Origin of the sequence: Tenggerimyces flavus (assembly GCF_016907715.1) — a bacterium.
GTDB classification, from domain to species: domain Bacteria; phylum Actinomycetota; class Actinomycetes; order Propionibacteriales; family Actinopolymorphaceae; genus Tenggerimyces; species Tenggerimyces flavus.
In genome coordinates, this window is record NZ_JAFBCM010000001.1 from 7,439,394 (window position 1) to 7,457,590 (window position 18,197).

Consider the following 18,197-nt stretch of genomic DNA (forward strand, 5'->3'; position numbering starts at 1 on the left):
CGGGATGCGACGAGTCGCCATCGGAGTGCTGGTAGCCGGCCTCCTGCTCGCCAGTGGCTGTGCGGGACCGCGTGCCTTCGAACGTGACGGCATCCACCTCCTCGTCGGCCCGTCCAGCGGCATGGGCCGGCAGGCGTTGATCAGCGGCAAGCTCCACGTCGGCGAGGGTGGCTGCGTGGGACTGACCAAGGACGGAAAGAGCAGCGCCCTCATCATCTGGCCCGCCGGGACCACGCTCTCCGACGCCGACCCGGTGGCCATCCACATCCCGGGCGTAGGGCGCATCGGCCTCGGTGAGGTGATCAGCGCGGGCGGCGGTGATCCCGGTCCGAACGAGGTCCTGCCCGCCATCCCCGACGAATGCGACGCGCGCTCTATCTCCGTCATCGACGGAGCCCGCTGGGTCCGGCGCGGTCCCGCGGAGCTCGCGGATCCAGGTCGAGGCGCATGACGACGAAGGTCCACGGGTAGCGGGGGTCGTCCGAGCTGCGTTTCTCGTCCAGGCCGACGACCTCGAAGCCGAGCTTCTCGAACATCGACATGGTGCCCATGTGCGCCATGGTCTTGTTGCTCGTCTGGCAGGCGTTCGCCTTGCCGATGCCGGGCAGCTCGCGGCTGGGCCAGTTGTCCGCGATGTACTCCGCCACCTCGGCCGACCGCCAGCCGAACGTCCTCCGGAGCTTCGGCAGCATCGGGTCGTAGTGCGGGAACACCATCGGCGACGACTCGATCCGCCCACCGCCCCGCTTCTCGATCGCGGCCACCGCAGCGGCCAGCGCACGGGTCGCCACGCCCTGCCGCCGGTAGTCCATCCGCGTGGTGAAGCAGTTGATCTTCCACACCTCTCCGGACCGGCCGTACTGGCACCAGCCGACCGGCTCGCCGTCGGCGTACACGAGGATGCCGTCGGCCTTCTTCTGCTTCACCAGCTCCGTCACGACGGCGAGCTCTCGCGCCCGCCGCAGCTCCTGGTGCGGGAAGCGCTTGCGCGACCGGTCGGGCGCCCCCAGGATCGCGGCCCGTTCCCTGGCCGTCCCCGCTACCGGCTGAGGCAGGTGCTTGCCGAGGAAGTAGAGCGTGCACGCGCACCCGTGGACGTTCGCGAAGAACTCCCCGAAGTCCTCCAGCGTGCGCGTCGAGAGCTCGCGGTTCGTGAACCGAGCCATCAGCACAGGCAGAACGGATGGCCGTGGGGGTCGAGCATCACCCTGACGTGTTCCTGTGGCTGGTACTCCGCCAGCGTCGCGCCGGCCTCGACCGCCCACTTCACCCCTGCGTCCAGGTCTTCGACGCCGATGTCGAGGTGGATCGTCGCGGCCTGTTCGCCGGCCCGGCTTGGCCACACCGGTCGTACGTACTCCTGGTCCGACTCGACGTTGATCGTGAATCCGGCCTCGCCCTCGGGCGGACGCAGCTGCGCCCAGCCGCCCTTGGGCCCCTCGGCGGCGATCGGCCAGCCCAACAGCCGGTGGTAGAACTCGGCCAGCTCCCGCGCCCGGTCGGTCTCTGAGGTGACGGTGACGGCTCCGACACCGAATCGTGGTCTCTCCATGACGGCCATCCTCGTCCCTCGTATGGGACATCTTGTGTCCCCTACGACCGGCACAATGGGCGCATGCGTGCCGATCGGCTGCTCCGCATCGTCTTCCGACTGCAGGGCCGAGGCGTGGTGTCCGCGTCGACGCTCGCCCGCGAGCTGGAGGTCTCGGCCCGGACGATCCGGCGCGACATGATCGCGCTCTCCGCCGCCGGCGTCCCGGTCTACTCGACCCGCGGCGGCGCGGGCGGGTGGGCGCTCGTGCAGGACTACCGCACGAGCCTGACTGGTCTGTCCACCACCGAGGCGCTCGCCACCATCGTCGGAAGGCCGCGCGGCATCCTCGCCGACCTCGGCCTGGACGAGCCGGGCGAGGACCTGATCCTCAAGCTGCTGGCCGCGGTCGCCCCCGCCGCGCGGGAGCACGCCGAACACGCGCGACAGCGGATCCACATCGACCCGACCCGCTACTGGGACACGGTCGCGAACGACCCGCTGCCCCTCCTGCCCCCGCTGCTCGCGGCGATCTGGGACGACCGGGTCGTCGAGCTGGAGTACGGCCTCGGGCACCGGTCGACTCGGGTCGCGCCGTACGGGCTGGTGCGCAAGGGCACCCGCTGGTACCTCGTCGGTCAGGCCGACGGCAAGCTCCGGCTGTACCGGGTGTCCCGGATCCACGAGCTGGCGACGACCGAGGAGACGTTCGAACGCCCCGACGGCTTCGACCTCGCGAGCCACTGGGAGCAGTCCCAGGACGAGTACGCGCGACGGTTCGGCTCGTACCGGATCCGACTCAAGCTGCGCGGCGACGCGCTGGTCCGAGCCGGCTGGGCGTACGCCAGGAGCAAGAGGTTCGCCGACCCCGACGAGGACGGCTGGGTCGAGGCCGAGTTCGACACCGAGGACTACGACAGCGCCATCGGCCTCGTCGGCTCCCTCGGCGCCGACCTGATCGTCGAAGAGCCCGACCACGTACGCGAAGTCCTCATCGAAAACGCGCGACGCCAGCTCGAGCTCAACCGCTGAGCGCGTCGCTCCCGCCGCGGCGGCGCAGGAACAGGAAGACCGCGGCCGCGACCGCCGCCAGGCCGACTCCGCCGAGGATCAGGCTGAGGCCGGACAGGCCGCCGCCTTCCCCGCCCTCGCCGGACGACGCTTTGCTGTCCGTACGGTCGCCGGTCGGCGTCACCTCCGGCGTGGCACCCGAGGTTGCGCTCGGGGTCGCCTCCGGCGTCGCGCTGGGCGACCCGTCGATCGGCACCTCGGTGAACACCGGCTCGCCCCCGGGGGTGCCACTGGTGGCGACGTCGAGCTCGAACGGCACCGCGACCGAGGCGTTCCGCGGGGAGTCCTGCAGGTAGACGGTCACGAAGTACGCGCCGCCAAGAGCGGGACCGGCGTGCGAAGCGCTGCCGAGCCGTGGAAACGCGATCGTCCCGGTCGTCGAGGCGAGCTCGGTCGAGCCGTCGGTGAGCAGCAGCCGGTCCCTGCTGGTCACCGGACTGGTGAAGGCCGCGCTGGCCGGTGCCCGGCTCGGCGCGAACAGTTCCACGATCGTGTGCGCGTCCTCAGCCGCTGCCGCACTGCCGCCGCGCAAGGCCGGAAAGCCCACCGCCGCGTCGACCTGCTGGCCCCAGGTCGCGTCGACCGCGAAGGTCAGCGTCTCCCCGGGCACGATCGTGCCCTGGTAGCTGCCGGCCCCGATCGACTCGGCGTCGGCGAACGAGGTGCCTCCGGTGACCGCCTTGCGCGAGCCGTTCGGCGGCGGGGTCCAGGTGTTCGGGTTCGCAGGGGCGGTCAGGGTCTCCGGGTCGGTCACCTCGGGCACCTCGGTCACCCGGATCTCCAGCGCAGCGCCGTCGGAGTCGGTCCCGCGGTACGTGACAGCGAGGACCAGCTCTGAACTGGTCAGGCACTCCTCCTGCTGGGTGTACGGCGAGGCGCTGGCCGCCGTGGACAGCAGCTTGCCGTTGCCCGCGACCCCGGTCTTGAAGGCGCACCTGGTGCCGCTCGGCGTGGTCAACTCGACATCGACGAAGTCGCCGCCGGACTGGCTGGCTCGGTACGCCGCGCTGGCGACCACGGACGAGTTCAGCAGCGCGCGCTTGATCAGGTAGTGCTTGGCGGGCGTCGCCGCGTCGACAGCGTCCAGCCAGTCTCCGGGAGCGATCTCCGGCGCGCCCTCGGGTGTGGCGGTGCCCGTGACCGGCCGGCCGACCGGGACGTACGGACGGGCGGCTCGCTTGGCGACCGCACTCAGCGAGTCGGCGAGCTCCTGGCTGCTGTCGACGTCGTAGTACACGCCGCCACCGGCGCGCGCGACACACTGCAGGTCCTTGCGAGCGGCGGCGTTGACGCTGAGGCCGACCACGTCGATGCGGACCTCGATGCCCTGCTTGCGGAGTTCCTTGGCGACGAGGCACGGGTCGGGAGCACAGGTCGGCTCACCGTCGGAGACCAGGATGATGGTGCGCCGGCCCTCTCCGCCGACGTCCTTGCCCGCTTCCCGCAGCGCGTAGCCGGTCGGCGTCTCGCCGTACGGCTGGTACGCGCCGATCGCGCTCAGCAGTGCCGCTCGGTTGCCCGTGGCGGGCTTCACGACCAGCTGCGAGTCGGTGCAGGCGCCGGGGTCCTTCCGGGCGAACACCTTCGCGCCGTACACCCTCAAGCCCACGGCCTGGTCGTCCGGCAGCTGCTCGACGACCTGGCGCAGCGCCTTCTTGGCCGCCTGGATCCGGGTCTCGCCGCCGCCGGCCGGCTCCTTCATCGAGCCCGACGAGTCGAGCACCAGCAGGACCCTGCCGGGCTGGTCGTCGGCTCTGCTCTCCCCCGCACCGAGAAGGGTGGCGAACGCCGCGAGCAGCACGGCCACCACACCGATGCGCCCCACTCGAGTCACCATGCCCGCACTCCCACCTGGACGAGACGTTTACGTTTGTAAACGTAGACGTGTGTATGCCATGAGTCAAGACTCCCGATTCGGCGTAGGATGATTCACTACTGGAAAGCTCCCGGAGGTGACCGATGAGTGCGGACCCGGAGTCGCTCGCGGCCCGGAACCACGCCGAACAGGCACGCCTCTACGGCGCGCCGCTCGTCGAGGTCATCGACGAGCTCACCGAGACCTTCGGCATCTCCCGCGCCAAGCTCGCGCGGGTGCTCGGTCTGTCCGCGCCGATGGTGAGCCAGCTCGCCTCGGGAAACCGGCTCAAGATCGGCAATCCCACTGCCGTCCACCGCCTGCAGAGGCTGATGCAGCTGGCGCCGACCGTTCGCAGCGGGCAGGTGGTGGCGGCCGCCGCCGTGGCCGAAGTGGAGGCGGAGGCTCCGGGCAGCGTGCTGACCCGCCCCACGGCCACGCTGCGCCACGAGGGAGCGACCCACGTCCAGGAGGTGCTGCGCTGGGCGGCCAGTGCCGACGATCTGACCCGGGCGGCGGCCATCCTCGAGGCGGCGTTCCCCGCGTTGGCCGAGGTGCTGCGGGTCTACGGCACCGGCCGGACGAAGGACGCGGTCGAGCACTTCCGGATGGTGTCTGGAGGCTAGGCTCTCGCGCGTGGGCGACATCGTGGGTGGGCGCTTCGAGCTCATCGACGTCCTCGACGCCGGCGGCTCCGGCACGGTCTGGCGCGCCTGGGACCACCGTGAGCGGGAGTACGTCGCCGCCAAGGTGCTGCGCGCCGCGGACTCAGACTCGCTGATCCGCTTCATCCGCGAGGCCAAGCGGGTCGTCCAGCACCCGCACACGCTGGCGCCGCGCAACTGGGTCGGCGAGGACGACCGGATCCTGTTCACGATGGAGCTCGTGCGCGGCGGCTCCGTGGCCACGTTGCTCGGCGACTTCGGGGCGCTGCCCGAGGGCTGGGTGATCGAGCTGGCCCACCAGGCCGCGGACGCGCTGGTCGCCGTCCACGCCGCCGGGTTCGCACATCGCGACGTGAAGCCCAGCAACCTGCTGCTGGACGCCACCGGGCAGAGCCGACCGCGGCTGCGGCTCGGCGACTTCGGCATCGCGGCCGCCTTCGACGGCACGCGCCTGACCGTCGCGAACGTCGTTCTCGGCACCCCCGGCTACCTCTCCCCGGAGGCCTATCGTGGCGCCGACCCGGCGCCGGCTCAGGATCTGTTCGCCCTGGGCGTGGTGATGCGGAAGATGCTAGCTGGCAACGGAACGCCGAACGTCCTCGAGCTCGACGGTCTGCCGGGATCGACCGACCTCCTGCGGCTGCTCGCCGAGCTGCTCGCCGAGGACCCGGCGTCGCGGCCGGCCTCGGCATGGGAGGTCCGCTCACGGCTGGGCGAGCTCCGAGAAGCTGGCGACGTGGCGTACGTCATCGACCCAGCAGACCCGGTCGAGGTCTTCGACCACATCCCGCCGCTGCCGGCCGGGTGGGGCGAGACCGGCCCGAAGGAACAGCGCTCCCCCACACCCGCACCTGCCACTCCGGCCGGTCGCCGACCAGCCCGCCGGCGCCCACCGCTGGCAGCCTGGCTGCTGCTGGTCGCGGGTATCGCGCTGCTCGCGGTCGCCGTCCTCACTCGCTGAGCGCGGCCTCCTTCGCCGCGTCGGGGCCGGACTCCAGCAGCACGCGGAAGCCGTCTTCGTCCAGCACGGGGACGCCGAGGTCGCGGGCCTTGTCGAACTTCGAGCCGGGGTTGTCGCCGACCACGACGAAGGCGGTCTTCTTCGACACCGAGCCGGACACCTTGCCGCCCCGCGCCGACACCGCCTCCGAAGCCTCGTCGCGGGAGAAGCCCTCCAGCGAACCGGTCACCACGACCGTCATGCCCGCCAGTGGCTTCGGCCCGTCGTCGACGATGTCCTCCGCGAGCCGCACGCCCGCCTCGCGCCACTTCGCGACGATCTCGCGGTGCCAGTCGACCGTGAACCACTCCACGATCGACTTCGCGATCGTCGGCCCGACGCCCTCGGCGTTCGACAGCTCCTCCTCCGGCGCCGTCGCGATCCGTTCCAGGTCGCCGAACGCCCGCGCCAGCGCTTGCGCCGCGGTCGGGCCGACGTGCCGGATCGACAGCGCGACGAGCGCGCGCCACAGCGGTCGCGTCTTTGCGGTCTCGAGGTTGGCCAGCAGGCCGCGGGCGTTCGCCGACAGCTCACCGTCCTTGGTGGTGAAGTACGTCGAGCCCTTCAGCTTCTCCTCGTCCAGCGAGAACAGGTCGCCCTCGTCGGAGATCAGCCCCTCGTCGAGCATCGCCATGCCCGACTTGTAGCCGAGCACCTCGATGTCGAACGCGCCCCGCCCGCCGAGGTGGAACAACCGCTCGCGCAGCTGCGCCGGACACGACCGCGTGTTCGGGCAACGCAGATCGACGTCGTCCTCCTTCGCCGGCCGCAGCGGGAAGTGGCACTCCGGACACTCGGTGGGCATGACCCACTCGACCTCCGACCCGTCGCGCAGGTCGACGACCGGGCCGAGGATCTCCGGGATCACGTCACCGGCCTTGCGCAGCACGATCGTGTCGCCGATCAGCACGCCCTTGCGCTTGACCTCCTGCGCGTTGTGCAGCGTCGCGAACTCGACCGTCGAGCCGGCGACCTTCACCGGCTCCATCACGCCGTACGGCGTCACCCGCCCGGTCCGGCCGACGTTCACGCGGATGTCGACGAGCTTGGTGTTGACCTCCTCGGGCGGCCACTTGAACGCGATCGCCCACCGCGGCGCGCGCGACGTCGAGCCGAGCTGGCGCTGCAGCGAGATCTCGTCGATCTTCACCACCACGCCGTCGATCTCGTGGTCGAGCGAGTGCCGCTTCTCGCCGAGCTCGATCGCGTACCGGTCGACCTCGTCCAGCGTCTTGCGGAGCTGGACGAGCTCGCTCACCGGCAGCCCCCAGGCGCGGAGCGCGTCGTACGCCTCGGACAGCCGCTTCGGCTGCCAGCCCTCGCGCTTGCCGACGCCGTGGGAGAGGAAGCGCAGCTTGCGCTTCGCCGTCACCCGCGGGTCCTTCTGGCGCAGCGAGCCGGCGGCGGAGTTGCGCGGGTTGGCGAACGGCGCCTTGCCCTCCTCGACCAGCGAGGCGTTCAGCTCCTCGAACTCCTTCAGCCCGAAGAAGACCTCGCCGCGGACCTCGAGCAGGTTCGGGATCGGCGGCGCGTCCTTCGACGTCAGCCGGACCGGCACCGAGTCGATCGTGCGGACGTTCAGCGTGATGTCCTCGCCCGTACGACCGTCGCCGCGCGTCGCAGCGCGGACCAGCCGGCCCTTCTCGTACACCAGGTCGACCGCGAGCCCGTCGATCTTCATCTCGCACAGGAACTCCGCCTCGGAGCCCACGTCGCGCTCCGCCCGCGCGGCCCAGGCGCGCAGCTCCTCCAGCGTGAACGCGTTGTCGAGCGACATCATCCGCTCGAGGTGCTCCACCGGCGCGAACCCGGTCTCGAACGTCGCCCCGCCGACCTTCTGCGTCGGCGAGTCCGGCGTCACGAGCTCCGGATGGTTCGCCTCGATCTCGCGGAGCTCCCGGATCAACGTGTCGTACTGCCCGTCGGAGACCGTCGGGCGGTCGAGCACGTGATAGCGGTAGTTGTGCTCGTCGATCACGTGCACGAGTTCCGCGTGACGCTCGAGCGCCTTCTTCGGGATGCCGGCCACCTGCTTGCTCATGAGACGGAACGTTACCGCCAGGTGGCGACAATCAGCGGGCCTTGATGACCTCGTACAACGCGGTCCAGTTGGCCTTGCCGTGGCCGGCCTCGATCGCCTTCCGGTACAGCGTCTGGACAGCCTTCGGCAGCGCTGTGTCGACGCCCGCGGCCTCGCTCGCGCCGGCGACGTGGTCGGCGGTCGCGCCCATCATCAGCACTGTGCTGAGGTCGCCGGGATGCTCCCCGGACTCGATCTGCTCGGCCGCCTCGGTCAGGAATGGGGCCGCGAGCTGGAGCGTGGACGCCGCCCACGGCGCGAACTCCGACGGCTTGACGCCCGCCTCGGCGAGCAGCGCGGCGGCGTGCAGGAACGACGCCAGCGAGGTGAGGAACACGTCGAGCTGGGCTTGATACCAGAGCTGCGCGAGCCCGTCGTCGGCGCCGACGTACTCGGGCTTGCCGAGCAGCGCGAGCTCGTCGGCGTACGCGTCGAACTCCTCGGCCGGGCCGCTGTAGTAGACGTACGCGCCCTCTTGGCCGACCATCGGCGCCGGAACCATGACGCCGCCGGTGACGAACGCGGCGCCTTTCGCCCGAGCCCACGCACCGGCCTTACGGCTCGCGTCCGGCGTGTCCGAGCTGAGGTTGACGATGGTCTTGGTGGACAGGTCGTCGACGTCGCCGAGGATGGCGTACATCGCCTGGTAGTCGGTGAGGCTGAGCACGATCAGGTCGCTCGCCGCGACGGCCTCGGCCGGGGTCGTGGCGAGGACCGCGCCGCGGGCGACGAGTGCGTCGGCACGGCTGGCGGTGCGGTTCCAGACGGTGACGTGGTGCTGGTTGTCGAGGAAGACGTTGACCATGGCCTGACCCATCGGGCCGAGGCCGATAACGGTGATGTTCACGCCTTCGATCCTGCGGAGTTGCTGACGTCCGCACAAGTACCGACTATTTCGTTCGGTACTTACCTTTTCGTCAGTATAGCCGCCTGGCGAGCGAGCTCCATCGCCCGCCGCGCCCAGTCCGGCGAGGCGCCGGCGAGCCCGCAGGTCGGCGTGATCACCGTGCCGGTGGCGGCGAGGTCCTCGCCGAAGCCGATCCTGCGGACGAACGTGGTGACCTGCCGGGCGACGTCCGCGTCGGTCATCGGCGGCCGCCTGTTCGCGGGGTCGGGGTCTTCCGACGGCACGGCGCCGACGAACAGCACGACGCCGTCGTCGACCGCGACGCCGAGGTGCTCGAGTTGGGCGTCGCTGATCTGGTGCACGTCGAAGGAGAGTCCACGGGCGCCAGCCGCGTGCAGCAGGGCGAACGGCACGTTCGCCGCGCAGCTGTGTACGAGCGGGAACGCTCCGGCGGCCTCGATGGTCGCGTTGACCTCGGCGAGCCGTTCTCGCGCGTCCTGGCCGCTGACGGCGCGGTGCCGGGAGAAGCCGGACGCGGTCGGGATGCCCGCCGCGAGCACGGCGGGCAGGGACGGTTCGTCGAGCTGCACGAGGACCTGCGCTCCGGGCACGCGGCGCCGGACGTCGGCGACGTGGTCCTTCAGCCCCTCCGCGAGCGACTGGGCGAGCTCGCGCCGGGCGCCGTGGTCGGCGAGCACGCGGTCGCCCTTGGGCCGCTCGACGCTGGCGGCGAGCGTCCAGGGTCCGGTGGCCTGCACCTTCAGCGGACCCTGATAGCCCTGGGCGACCTCCTCGAGCGCGTCGAGATCCTGGGCCAGCAGCGACTTCGCCCGCCGTTCGTCGAGCCCCTCACCAGGGGTGAGCCGCCAGCCGGCGGGCTGCAGGTCGACGTGCAGCTCGGCGAGCAGCGCGCAGGTCCGGCCGATCATGCCTCCCGCGACGCCTCGCCCGGGGAGCTCGGGGAGGTGCGGCAGGTCGGGCAGCTCGCCCACCACCGTTCGCGTCGCCTCGACCACGTTCTCGTACGGCAACGAGCCGACGCCCGTCGCCGCCCCCGACGCCCAGCCGGGGACCTCGTTCACGAGCCACCCAACTTCTGCCAGAGGAACTCGAACGCGAGCGCGTTCATGAACGCCGACTGCTTGTTGTCGGCCGCTCCACCGTGACCACCTTCGATGTTCTCGTAGTAGTGCACCTCGTGGCCGAGCTCCCGCAGCCGTGCAGCCAGCTTGCGGGCGTGGCCGGGGTGGACGCGGTCGTCGCGGGTCGAGGTCGTGAGCAGGATCGGCGGGTAGCTCCTGTCGGCGCTCGCCTGGTGGTACGGCGAGTACGTCGCGAGGTACGCCCAGTCCTCGGGGTCGTCGGGATCGCCGTACTCCGCGACCCAGGACGCGCCCGCGAGCAGCTTGGAGTAGCGCCGCATGTCGGTGAGCGGCACCTGAGAGACGACGGCGCCGAACAGCTCCGGGTAGCGGGTCAGCATGACGGTCGTGAGCAGGCCGCCGTTGCTGCCGCCCTCGATGCCGAGCCTCGCGGCCACCGTGACGCCGCGGGTGACGAGGTCGCGCGCCACGGCGGCGAAGTCCTCGAACACCTTGTGCCGGTTGTGCCCGCGGCCCGCCTCGTGCCACGCGGGGCCGTACTCGCCGCCGCCGCGGATGTTCGCCAGCACGTACGCGCCGCCCCGGATCAGCCAGGAGCGGCCGTCGGAGCCTGAGTACGTGGGCTCGCGCGGGACCTCGAAGCCGCCGTACCCGTCGAGCAGCGTCGGCCAGCCGCCCTCGGGCTGCGCGCCGGGCGGAGTGACCTGGAAGTAAGGGATCTTGGTTCCGTCGTCGGAGGTCGCGAAGTGCTGCGACACGTCGAGGCCCTCGACGTCGAAGAACTCCGGCAGCTGCTTGAGCACCTCCGCCGGGCCGTCGCCGATCCTGCCCAGGGCGAACGTAGCCGGCCGGACGAAGCTCTGGACGTGCAGCTCGTACTCGTCGTCGAGGTCGGAGTCGGTGCCGCCGACGGTCGCGGTGGACATCGGTGGGACGCCGGCGAGCGGCTCCTCGGTCCAGCCGTTCTCACCTGGCGTAAGGACGGAGAGCTGGCTGGTGACGTCGTGGAGTTTGTTGAGGAACAGGTGGTTTCTCGTCCAGCTGTGGCCGGCGAGTGAGGTGTGCTCGTCGGGGGTGAAGAGTCTTTGGAGCGTGCGGTCGCCGTCGATGAACGATGCCAGCTTGGTGGCGAGCAGGCTGCCGGACGGGTGGGTGGTGTCGCCGACCGTCCAGTCCGAGCGCAGGTCGATGAGCAGCCACTCGCGGTGCGTACTCGCGGTCGCGTCGTCGGGAACGTCGATCTTGGTGAGCTCGCCGTTCTCGCTCCGGAGGTAGAGCTCGGAGGTGTAGAAGTCGACCATCCGCTGGATGAAGTCGCGTTCGAAGCCCACGGTGTCGTCGTGGAACGTCCACACCCCGACGTCCTCGGCCTTGCCCTCGAAGATCAGCTCGGCGTCGGCGATCTTGGTGCCGCGGCGCCAGAGCCGTGTCGTCCGCGGGTAGCCGGACGCGGTGAGCGTGCCGGGGCCGAAGTCGGAGCCGACGAAGAGGGTGTCGACGTCGATCCAGTCGACCATCGTCTTCGCCTCGGCGAGGGTGAACGCGTTCTCGGTGACGAACGTCCGCGTCTCGAGGTCGAACTCGCGCACGACGGTCGCGTCAGCGCCGCCGCGGGACAGCTGGATCAGCGTGTGCCTGTACTCCGGGCGCAGGACCTGCGCGCCGGCCCAGACCCAGTTCTCGCCCTCGTCCTCGGCGAGCTTGTCCAGGTCGAGCAGCACGTCCCACTCGGGCTGGTCCTTGCGGTACTCCTCGAGCGTGGTGCGCCGCCACAGCCCCTTGGGGTTGGTCGCGTCGCGCCAGAAGTTGTAGCGGTACTCGCCCCGGCGGTTGACGTACGGGATCTTCTCGTCGGAGTCGAGCACCTGGAGAATCCCGTTGCGCAGCAGGCCAAACCTGCCCGTCCCGGCAAACCGGTCCAGCGCCTCGGCGTTCCGGTTCCGCACCCAGGCCAGCGCCTCGGCCCCGGTCACATCCTCGAGCCAGAGATAGGGGTCGTTGTCGACGTCGTGAGTCACCCCTCGAATCTACCCACCCGCCACCCGCCTTCGGACCCCGCGCACTCCTCGCCCGCCACAAACTGTGGGGTTCTGGTACAGACACGCTGGCGTGTCTGTACCAGAACCCCACAGTTTGCGAGCTCGTGCGGGCGGCGAGTCGGGGAGGACGGGGAGGCTAGGCGGTGGAGGCGATGGTGGCCGAACCGATCACGCTCGAGCTGGAAGCCCACGCCTCGCCACGTTTTGAATGAAGGGCACCTTCATTCAATAGGTTCGAATGAAGGTGCCCTTCATTCGAAACCCTGGCGGCTCCGGAGGCTAGGCGGTGGAGGCGATGGTGGCCGAGCCGATCACGCGGGTGCCGTCGTAGAGGACGACGGCCTGGCCGGGGGCTACGCCGTGGGCGGGGGTGGTGAGGTCGACGCGGACGGTCTCGTCCTCGATCCAGGCGGTCGCCCCGACGGTCTCGCCGTGGGCGCGGATCTGGACCTCGCAGCCGACTACACCCGAGGGAGCCGGGCCGCACCAGCGGGGCGTGGAGCCGGTGATCGTCGAGACCGCGAGGTGCTCGCGCGGGCCGACCGTCACGGTGCGCGAGACGGGCTCGATCGACAGCACGTACCGCGACTTCCCGTCCGCCGCGGGGCGGCCGAGCCGGAGCCCGCGCCGCTGGCCGACGGTGAAGGCGTACGCCGCCTCGTGCGTGGCCAGCACCTCGCCAGCCTCGTCGACGACATTGCCCGGCTGCGAGCCCAGATGCGACGACAGGAAACCCGCGGTGTTTCCGTCGGCGACGAAGCAGATGTCGTGGCTGTCCGGCTTCTCCGCCACCGCCAGCCCCCGCGCCGCAGCCTCCTCCCGGACAGCAGACTTCGGCGTCGAGCCGAGCGGGAACATCGCGTGCGCCAGCTGCTCCGCGGTCAGCACACCCAGCACGTACGACTGGTCCTTCTCGTGGTCGACCGCCCGATGCAGCTCCCGCCCGGCAGGCCCGTCGACGAGCCGCGCATAGTGCCCCGTGCAGACCGCGTCGAAGTCCAGCGCGATCGCCCGGTCGAGAACGGCGGCGAACTTGATCTTCTCGTTGCAGCGCAGGCAAGGGTTCGGCGTACGTCCCGCCGCGTACTCCGCGACGAAGTCCTCCACCACGTCAGCGTGGAAGCGCTCGGCCAGATCCCAGACATAGAACGGGATTCCCAACACATCGGCCGCCCGGCGGGCGTCGCGCGCGTCCTCGAGCGTGCAGCAGCCGCGCGCGCCGGAACGGTACGACTGCGGGTTGCGCGAAAGCGCGAGGTGCACCCCGGTCACGTCGTGCCCGGCCTCGACGGCACGCGCCGCGGCGACGGCCGAGTCCACTCCGCCGGACATGGCGGCAAGAACGCGCATCAGCGAGAACCCCCACCCAGATTGACCAAACCAGCCTTGCGAGCCCGCTCGACGACCGGCCCGATCACCCGACCGAGCGCGTCGACGTCGGCTTGCGTCGAGGTGTGCCCGAGGCTGAACCGCAACGACCCGCGCGCCCGCTCCTCGTCCCGGCCCATCGCGATCAGTACGTGGCTGGGCTCGGCGACACCGGCCGAGCACGCCGATCCGGTCGAGCACTCGATACCGCGCGCGTCGAGCAGCAACAGCAGCGAGTCGCCTTCGCAACCAGGGAAGGAAAAATGCACGTTCCCCGGCAGCCGGTCGACACCGACGGATCCGTTGAGCTCAGCCTCCGGAACGGCGGCCAGCACCTGCCGCACGAGCTCAGAGCTCAGCTCCGACAGAGAGGCGGCGAGCTGCGCCTGCTCCCGCACGGCGAGCTCGATCGCCGCAGCGAAGCCCGCCATCGCGGGCACGTCGAGCGTGCCGGAACGTACGTCCCGCTCCTGCCCGCCGCCATGCAGCACTGGCGTCACCGACGTCTCCCGCCGCAACACCAGCGCACCGACGCCGAACGGCCCGCCGACCTTGTGCCCCGTCACCGTCAACGCGTCCACGCCAGCCGTCGAGAAGTCGACCGGCAGCTGTCCCACGGCCTGCACCGCGTCGGTGTGCACCGGGATCCCGTACTCCGCCGCGATCGAGGCGATCGAGGCCACCGGTTGGATCGTCCCGACCTCGTTGTTGACCCACATCACGCTGACGAACGCCACGGTCTCGGGCGAGCGCGCGATGCTGTCCCGCGCGGCCTCGACGAGTACCCGGCCGTCCCGGTCGACCGGCAGCAGCTCCAACGAGGCGCCGGCCTCCTTCGCCAACCACTGCGCCGCGTCGAGTACGGCGTGGTGCTCGACCGCGCTCACCAGCACGCGCGTGCGCCGGGCGTCGGCGGTGTGCCGGGCCCAGAACAGGCCCTTGACCGCGAGGTTGTCGGCCTCGGTCCCGCCGCCGGTGAACACGACCTCCGACGGCCGCGCGCCGAGCGCCTGGGCGACGGTCTCGCGGGACTCCTCGACCACACGCCGCGCCGCGCGCCCCGAGGCGTGCAGCGAGGACGCGTTGCCGAGCTTGTCGAGGTGAGCGACCATCGCCGCCACGGCCTCCGGACGCATCGGAGTCGTAGCGGCGTGATCGAGGTAGATGTGGGAAGTCATCGCCTCTCAAGAGTAGGTCAGACAGGCCAGTCCTCTTGGCGGTAGGCCGCCTCCCAAAACATCCACTCATAGCGGGACGCCGTAACGAAGGCCTCGTGCATGCGCTCCAACGCCGCCGGGTGGGCGGCTCGGTCGGCGATCGCCTTGGCCTGCTCGGTCGCGACAGCGAAGGCCGGATCGCCGTACGTGCCGATCCAGTCACCGTACGGATGGCCGTCGAGCTCGACCTCGGCGTACATCCGGCTGCCGACGTCCTGGTAGATCCAGAAGCACGGCAGCACCGCCGCGACCTGGACCGCGTAGTCGTCGAGGCTGAGCAGGTACGACGTGTACGCGCGGCAGGTCGGCGACGGCCGCCACCGCTCGAGCTGCGAGACGTGCGTCTCGTGCAGCTGCCGTTCGACGACGACGCACTCGTGCGCGGCCTTGGCGAAGAACGCGACCTCCTCGGTCGTCGGCGCCTTGGAAGCCGTCGCGGCGAGCGCGCGGGCGTAGTCGGCGAGGTAGTGCGCGTCCTGGGCGAGGTAGTAGATGAACCGGTCTCTCGCCAGAGCGCCGGACGCGAGCTCAGTCAGGAACGGCAGCGCGTCGATCGCCTTGCGCACGTCCTCCGTGGCCGTCCAGGCCTCGTTCGTGAAGGTCATGCGCTCCCCCACCAGGCGTGGAAGTGGTGGACCGGACCGTTGCCCGTGCCCACACCCAACGAGTCGGCGGCACGCAGGCTTTCGGTCACGTACGCCTTCGCCTCCCGCACGGCATCCCCCCAGGCGAACCCGCGAGCCAGCAGCGCCGCGATCGCCGACGAGAGCGTGCAGCCGGTGCCGTGCGAGTTCTTCGTCTCCACCCGCGACGCCGATAACCGTACGAGCGTGTCGCCGTCGACGAAGAGGTCGGTGGACTCGGCCGACTCGGTGCGGTGCCCGCCCTTGAGCAGGACCCGTTTGGCGCCGAGTTCGCGCAGCGCCCGCGCCTGGTCCTCGGCCTCTTGGTCGGTCCGTGCCGGCTCGACGCCGAGCAGGTCGGCGGCCTCGGGCAGGTTCGGCGTGACGATATCGACGAGCGGGAGCAACCGGTCGCGCAACGTGCGCACGGCGTCGCGCTCGAGCAGCCGGTCCCCGCTCATGGCGACCATGACGGGATCGAGGACGACGTACGGCGGGCGATGCCGTTCGAGCGCGTCGACCACGGTGTCGACGATCGCCGCGTTCGCCAGCATGCCGATCTTGACCGCGTCGATGCGGACGTCGGCGAACAGCGTGTCGAGCTGCTCGGTGATGAACGCGGTGGGGATCGTCTGGATCCCCGTGACTCCGTGGGTGTTCTGCGCGGTGAGCGCGACGAGCACCGCGGTGCCGTACGCGCCGAGCGCGGAGAACGTCTTGAGGTCGGCCTGGATCCCGGCGCCACCAGACGGGTCGCTGGTGGCGATGGTCAACGCAACAGGAGTAGCCATTGCGACAGTCCCTTCGCCAGTGTTAGCTGGAGCAGGTTCAACGGGTGTGATCTCAGCTCGCCCTCGGATGGGGAGCACCCCGCGTCACTCGACTTCGACCTTAACCCGTTGCGGATTCCGGCGCCATCGGTAGCGTGGCCGAACGTGACCAGCCTGCTGGTGAACTTCGTGTACGCCCATAACGTCGGCCACGCGATCGAGGCGCTGCACCTCGCGTACGGGCACCACCGCAGGGATCCGTCGCTGGAGATCTCGGTGGCCCTGAACGCCGCGACGCCGGTCGAGCTCGCGTCGCTGTGCCCGTTCGTCGAGGCGGTGTATCCGGTTCGGCTCGACCTGTTCGACCCATCAGTGCCGTTCGTCGCCGAGCTGCCGGAGGCGTTCGACCTCGTGTCGGAGGACGGTCGGGCGTCACAGCCGGAGCAACGCGCGTTGTTCCCCGGCATCGCGGCGTACTACGACGTGTGCCGTGCGCGCATCGGCGTGACAGCCGCGGCGCCGTACTCGCCGGGCGAGCACTTCCGCCTCGCGCTCTCCCCAACCGTGCGGAGCGACAGCCCGCGCATCGCCGTGCTGCCGGGCGGGAGCGCGGACCGTTCGCTGTACCCGTCGGTGGCGTCGTGGGAGCTGATCCTGCGGACGTTGGCCGCGCGGATTCCCACGGCCACGTTCGTGTTCCTGGGCAAGCTCGGCGACGACGGGCGGACGCGGACGACGTACTCCGCCGCCGAGATCGCGCGGCTGCAGGAGTGCGTACCGTCGGAGTCGGCCCTCGACCTGCCACTGATCGACCAGCTAACGGTGGTCGCGAGCTGCGACGTGTTCGTCAGCCCACACTCCGGCTTCGGCATGGCTGCCCTCGCCGCCGGAACGCCGTGGCTGTCGCTCTCGGGGAACGCCTGGCACGAGTACTACTTCAACGGCGTCCCGTTCTACTCGGTGCTCCCTGACGTCGACCGTTTCCCCGCGTACACAGCGCTTTCGGCACTCCCCGACCCTGTGGAGGACGACGGACCAAGGTCACCGAGCATGTGCGCCGAACGCATCCGCGCCGACCTCGACGAGCTCGTCGAAGCAGCCGCCAAGCTGATCGATCGGAGCTGGCCGTACGAGACGGCCCTCGCCCACTATGCCCAAGGCATGTTGAGGATTCGCAAGGGAGACGCCAGCCAGGTGTGGTCCTGGGACCACGTCCTGGCCCCGTACCTGACACCCTGACACCCGGGCTACTGATAGACCTTGCTGTAGAAGTCGGTGTACTGCGGCTGCGGCCAGGTCGCCGGCACCTCGTTGAGCTGTTGCGTGAGCCCGCCGGACGCGCTGGCAATACCCGACAGGTACGCGATCGCGGCGACGATGATCCCGACGATGGCCGAGATGGCGATCCCGAGAGCGGTCGCGATGAGACCCGCGCCCGCGATCATGCCGGGAATGCCGCCATCCAACGCCAGGATCGCACCGGCGATCGCCAGATCCGCTGTGACCAAGGCGATGACCACAGCCGGCAGAACCTGCGCGTTGGCCAACGCCGTCTGCGTGAGCGCGCCCGAGATCGCCGAATGGCACTCGTTCATCCCGTCGATCGTCTTCTGATGGGACCTCGACGCGGCGGCGTACAGCTGGGCCGCGTTGTCGTTCCACCGTTGGCCGGCGTCGCCCTGAGGAAGGGCCTGGAGAGATTCCTCTCCGACGCTCAGCCCGCCCATGAGTCCGTGCACGTCGTGCTCCCAGGCGGTGGCGGCGACGTACAGCTGCGGAGGGTTGCCGACGATCGCCGGCGTCTGCTTGGCGAGCTCGATCAGGCTCGTCTCCAGATAGGTGATGTGCCCGATGATGATGCGCAGCCTTCCCTCCAGGGCGGGTGGGAACGGCCCGGCGATCCCGTCCGCGAGCTTCTGGTTGGCCAGCTTGATGCCGCGCTGCAGAAACGCCATCGCCCGTTGATGATTCTCGAGGAACCAGCCCCAGTTGTCAGCGAGCCATTCGATCCCAGGATTCACGGCCATG

The 18,197-nt window shown here is 70.4% G+C and carries 17 protein-coding genes and 1 riboswitch; of the genes, 5 read left to right on the plus strand and 12 right to left on the minus strand.

Annotated elements, in window-relative coordinates; all coding sequences use genetic code 11:
• The first annotated feature begins 4 nt into the window (after positions 1–4).
• Positions 5–451, plus strand: a complete 447-nt coding sequence (locus JOD67_RS34605) for a hypothetical protein (RefSeq protein WP_205121880.1) — start codon at positions 5–7, stop codon at positions 449–451.
• On the opposite strand, the gene JOD67_RS34610 is transcribed toward JOD67_RS34605, so the two are convergent.
• Together JOD67_RS34610 and JOD67_RS34615 are read right to left on the minus strand one after the other, a co-directional pair.
• Positions 384–1,166 (minus strand): GNAT family N-acetyltransferase, encoded by a 783-nt coding sequence (locus tag JOD67_RS34610; protein ID WP_205121881.1) that lies wholly within the window; start codon positions 1,164–1,166, stop codon positions 384–386. The two genes, JOD67_RS34605 and JOD67_RS34610, sit on opposite strands and share 68 nt — an antisense overlap.
• Complete coding sequence (locus tag JOD67_RS34615; RefSeq protein ID WP_205121882.1) at positions 1,166–1,552, minus strand: VOC family protein; 387 nt, start codon at positions 1,550–1,552, stop codon at positions 1,166–1,168. Before JOD67_RS34615 ends, JOD67_RS34610 begins: the two co-directional genes overlap by 1 nt.
• A 63-nt stretch (positions 1,553–1,615) precedes the next feature.
• Here JOD67_RS34615 and JOD67_RS34620 point away from each other — a divergent pair, with 63 nt between their 5' ends.
• Positions 1,616–2,563, plus strand: coding sequence for a helix-turn-helix transcriptional regulator (locus JOD67_RS34620; protein ID WP_205121883.1), 948 nt, complete (start codon positions 1,616–1,618; stop codon positions 2,561–2,563).
• Here the strand turns inward: JOD67_RS34620 and JOD67_RS34625 are convergent.
• Entirely contained in the window at positions 2,553–4,439 is a 1,887-nt protein-coding gene (locus JOD67_RS34625; protein WP_205121884.1) for a vWA domain-containing protein, read from the minus strand. The genes JOD67_RS34620 and JOD67_RS34625 overlap by 11 nt on opposite strands.
• A 122-nt stretch (positions 4,440–4,561) precedes the next feature.
• On the opposite strand from JOD67_RS34625, the gene JOD67_RS34630 reads away from it, so the two are divergent.
• Positions 4,562–5,083, plus strand: coding sequence for a helix-turn-helix domain-containing protein (locus tag JOD67_RS34630; protein WP_205121885.1), 522 nt, complete (start codon positions 4,562–4,564; stop codon positions 5,081–5,083).
• 10 nt (positions 5,084–5,093) lie between these two features.
• On the plus strand, positions 5,094–6,083 hold the full coding sequence (locus tag JOD67_RS34635) for a serine/threonine-protein kinase (RefSeq protein ID WP_205121886.1): 990 nt from the start codon (positions 5,094–5,096) through the stop codon (positions 6,081–6,083).
• Here the strand turns inward: JOD67_RS34635 and ligA are convergent.
• The 8 genes from ligA to thiD form a co-directional block, all read right to left on the minus strand.
• Entirely contained in the window at positions 6,073–8,163 is a 2,091-nt protein-coding gene (gene ligA / locus JOD67_RS34640; protein ID WP_205121887.1) for an NAD-dependent DNA ligase LigA, read from the minus strand. The genes JOD67_RS34635 and ligA overlap by 11 nt on opposite strands.
• A 31-nt stretch (positions 8,164–8,194) precedes the next feature.
• Positions 8,195–9,085 (minus strand): NAD(P)-dependent oxidoreductase, encoded by an 891-nt coding sequence (locus JOD67_RS34645; protein WP_275577214.1) that lies wholly within the window; start codon positions 9,083–9,085, stop codon positions 8,195–8,197.
• 23 nt (positions 9,086–9,108) lie between these two features.
• Positions 9,109–10,131 carry a methionine synthase gene (locus JOD67_RS34650; RefSeq protein WP_205121888.1) on the minus strand — a complete coding sequence of 341 codons (1,023 nt, stop codon included), beginning with the start codon at positions 10,129–10,131 and terminating at the stop codon, positions 9,109–9,111.
• A complete protein-coding gene (locus JOD67_RS42225) occupies positions 10,128–12,170 on the minus strand; it encodes a prolyl oligopeptidase family serine peptidase (RefSeq protein ID WP_307782657.1) in 2,043 nt (680 codons plus the stop codon). Before JOD67_RS42225 ends, JOD67_RS34650 begins: the two co-directional genes overlap by 4 nt.
• 300 nt (positions 12,171–12,470) lie before the next feature.
• Positions 12,471–13,541, minus strand: a complete 1,071-nt coding sequence (gene mnmA, locus JOD67_RS34660) for a tRNA 2-thiouridine(34) synthase MnmA (protein ID WP_205121889.1) — start codon at positions 13,539–13,541, stop codon at positions 12,471–12,473.
• Positions 13,541–14,737 carry a cysteine desulfurase family protein gene (locus JOD67_RS34665; protein ID WP_205121890.1) on the minus strand — a complete coding sequence of 399 codons (1,197 nt, stop codon included), beginning with the start codon at positions 14,735–14,737 and terminating at the stop codon, positions 13,541–13,543. The genes mnmA and JOD67_RS34665 overlap by 1 nt, the downstream gene beginning before the upstream one ends.
• Positions 14,738–14,754: 17 nt before the next feature.
• Positions 14,755–15,381: a TenA family protein gene (locus tag JOD67_RS34670; protein ID WP_205121891.1), complete on the minus strand. Its 627-nt coding sequence runs from the start codon at positions 15,379–15,381 to the stop codon at positions 14,755–14,757.
• Complete coding sequence (gene thiD / locus JOD67_RS34675; RefSeq protein WP_205121892.1) at positions 15,378–16,190, minus strand: bifunctional hydroxymethylpyrimidine kinase/phosphomethylpyrimidine kinase; 813 nt, start codon at positions 16,188–16,190, stop codon at positions 15,378–15,380. Before thiD ends, JOD67_RS34670 begins: the two co-directional genes overlap by 4 nt.
• A riboswitch (TPP riboswitch) is annotated at positions 16,181–16,282 on the minus strand. Its footprint overlaps the gene before it by 10 nt.
• A 52-nt stretch (positions 16,283–16,334) precedes the next feature.
• On the opposite strand from thiD, the gene JOD67_RS34680 reads away from it, so the two are divergent.
• On the plus strand, positions 16,335–17,408 hold the full coding sequence (locus JOD67_RS34680; RefSeq protein WP_205121893.1) for a glycosyltransferase family 9 protein: 1,074 nt from the start codon (positions 16,335–16,337) through the stop codon (positions 17,406–17,408).
• An 8-nt stretch (positions 17,409–17,416) separates the two neighbouring features.
• On the opposite strand, the gene JOD67_RS34685 is transcribed toward JOD67_RS34680, so the two are convergent.
• Entirely contained in the window at positions 17,417–18,196 is a 780-nt protein-coding gene (locus JOD67_RS34685; RefSeq protein ID WP_205121894.1) for a hypothetical protein, read from the minus strand.
• Position 18,197 lies beyond the last annotated feature (1 nt).

Coding starts and splice junctions, on each gene's coding strand:
- JOD67_RS34685 (WP_205121894.1), bottom strand. CDS start 18,196: ATGGCCGTGAATCCTGGGATCGAATGGCTCGCTGACAACTGGGGCTGG.
- mnmA (WP_205121889.1), bottom strand. CDS start 13,541: ATGCGCGTTCTTGCCGCCATGTCCGGCGGAGTGGACTCGGCCGTCGCC.
- JOD67_RS34665 (WP_205121890.1), bottom strand. CDS start 14,737: ATGACTTCCCACATCTACCTCGATCACGCCGCTACGACTCCGATGCGT.
- JOD67_RS34610 (WP_205121881.1), bottom strand. CDS start 1,166: ATGGCTCGGTTCACGAACCGCGAGCTCTCGACGCGCACGCTGGAGGAC.
- JOD67_RS34605 (WP_205121880.1), top strand. CDS start 5: ATGCGACGAGTCGCCATCGGAGTGCTGGTAGCCGGCCTCCTGCTCGCC.
- JOD67_RS34630 (WP_205121885.1), top strand. CDS start 4,562: ATGAGTGCGGACCCGGAGTCGCTCGCGGCCCGGAACCACGCCGAACAG.
- JOD67_RS34620 (WP_205121883.1), top strand. CDS start 1,616: ATGCGTGCCGATCGGCTGCTCCGCATCGTCTTCCGACTGCAGGGCCGA.
- thiD (WP_205121892.1), bottom strand. CDS start 16,190: ATGGCTACTCCTGTTGCGTTGACCATCGCCACCAGCGACCCGTCTGGT.
- ligA (WP_205121887.1), bottom strand. CDS start 8,163: ATGAGCAAGCAGGTGGCCGGCATCCCGAAGAAGGCGCTCGAGCGTCAC.
- JOD67_RS34615 (WP_205121882.1), bottom strand. CDS start 1,552: ATGGAGAGACCACGATTCGGTGTCGGAGCCGTCACCGTCACCTCAGAG.
- JOD67_RS34625 (WP_205121884.1), bottom strand. CDS start 4,439: ATGGTGACTCGAGTGGGGCGCATCGGTGTGGTGGCCGTGCTGCTCGCG.
- JOD67_RS34670 (WP_205121891.1), bottom strand. CDS start 15,381: ATGACCTTCACGAACGAGGCCTGGACGGCCACGGAGGACGTGCGCAAG.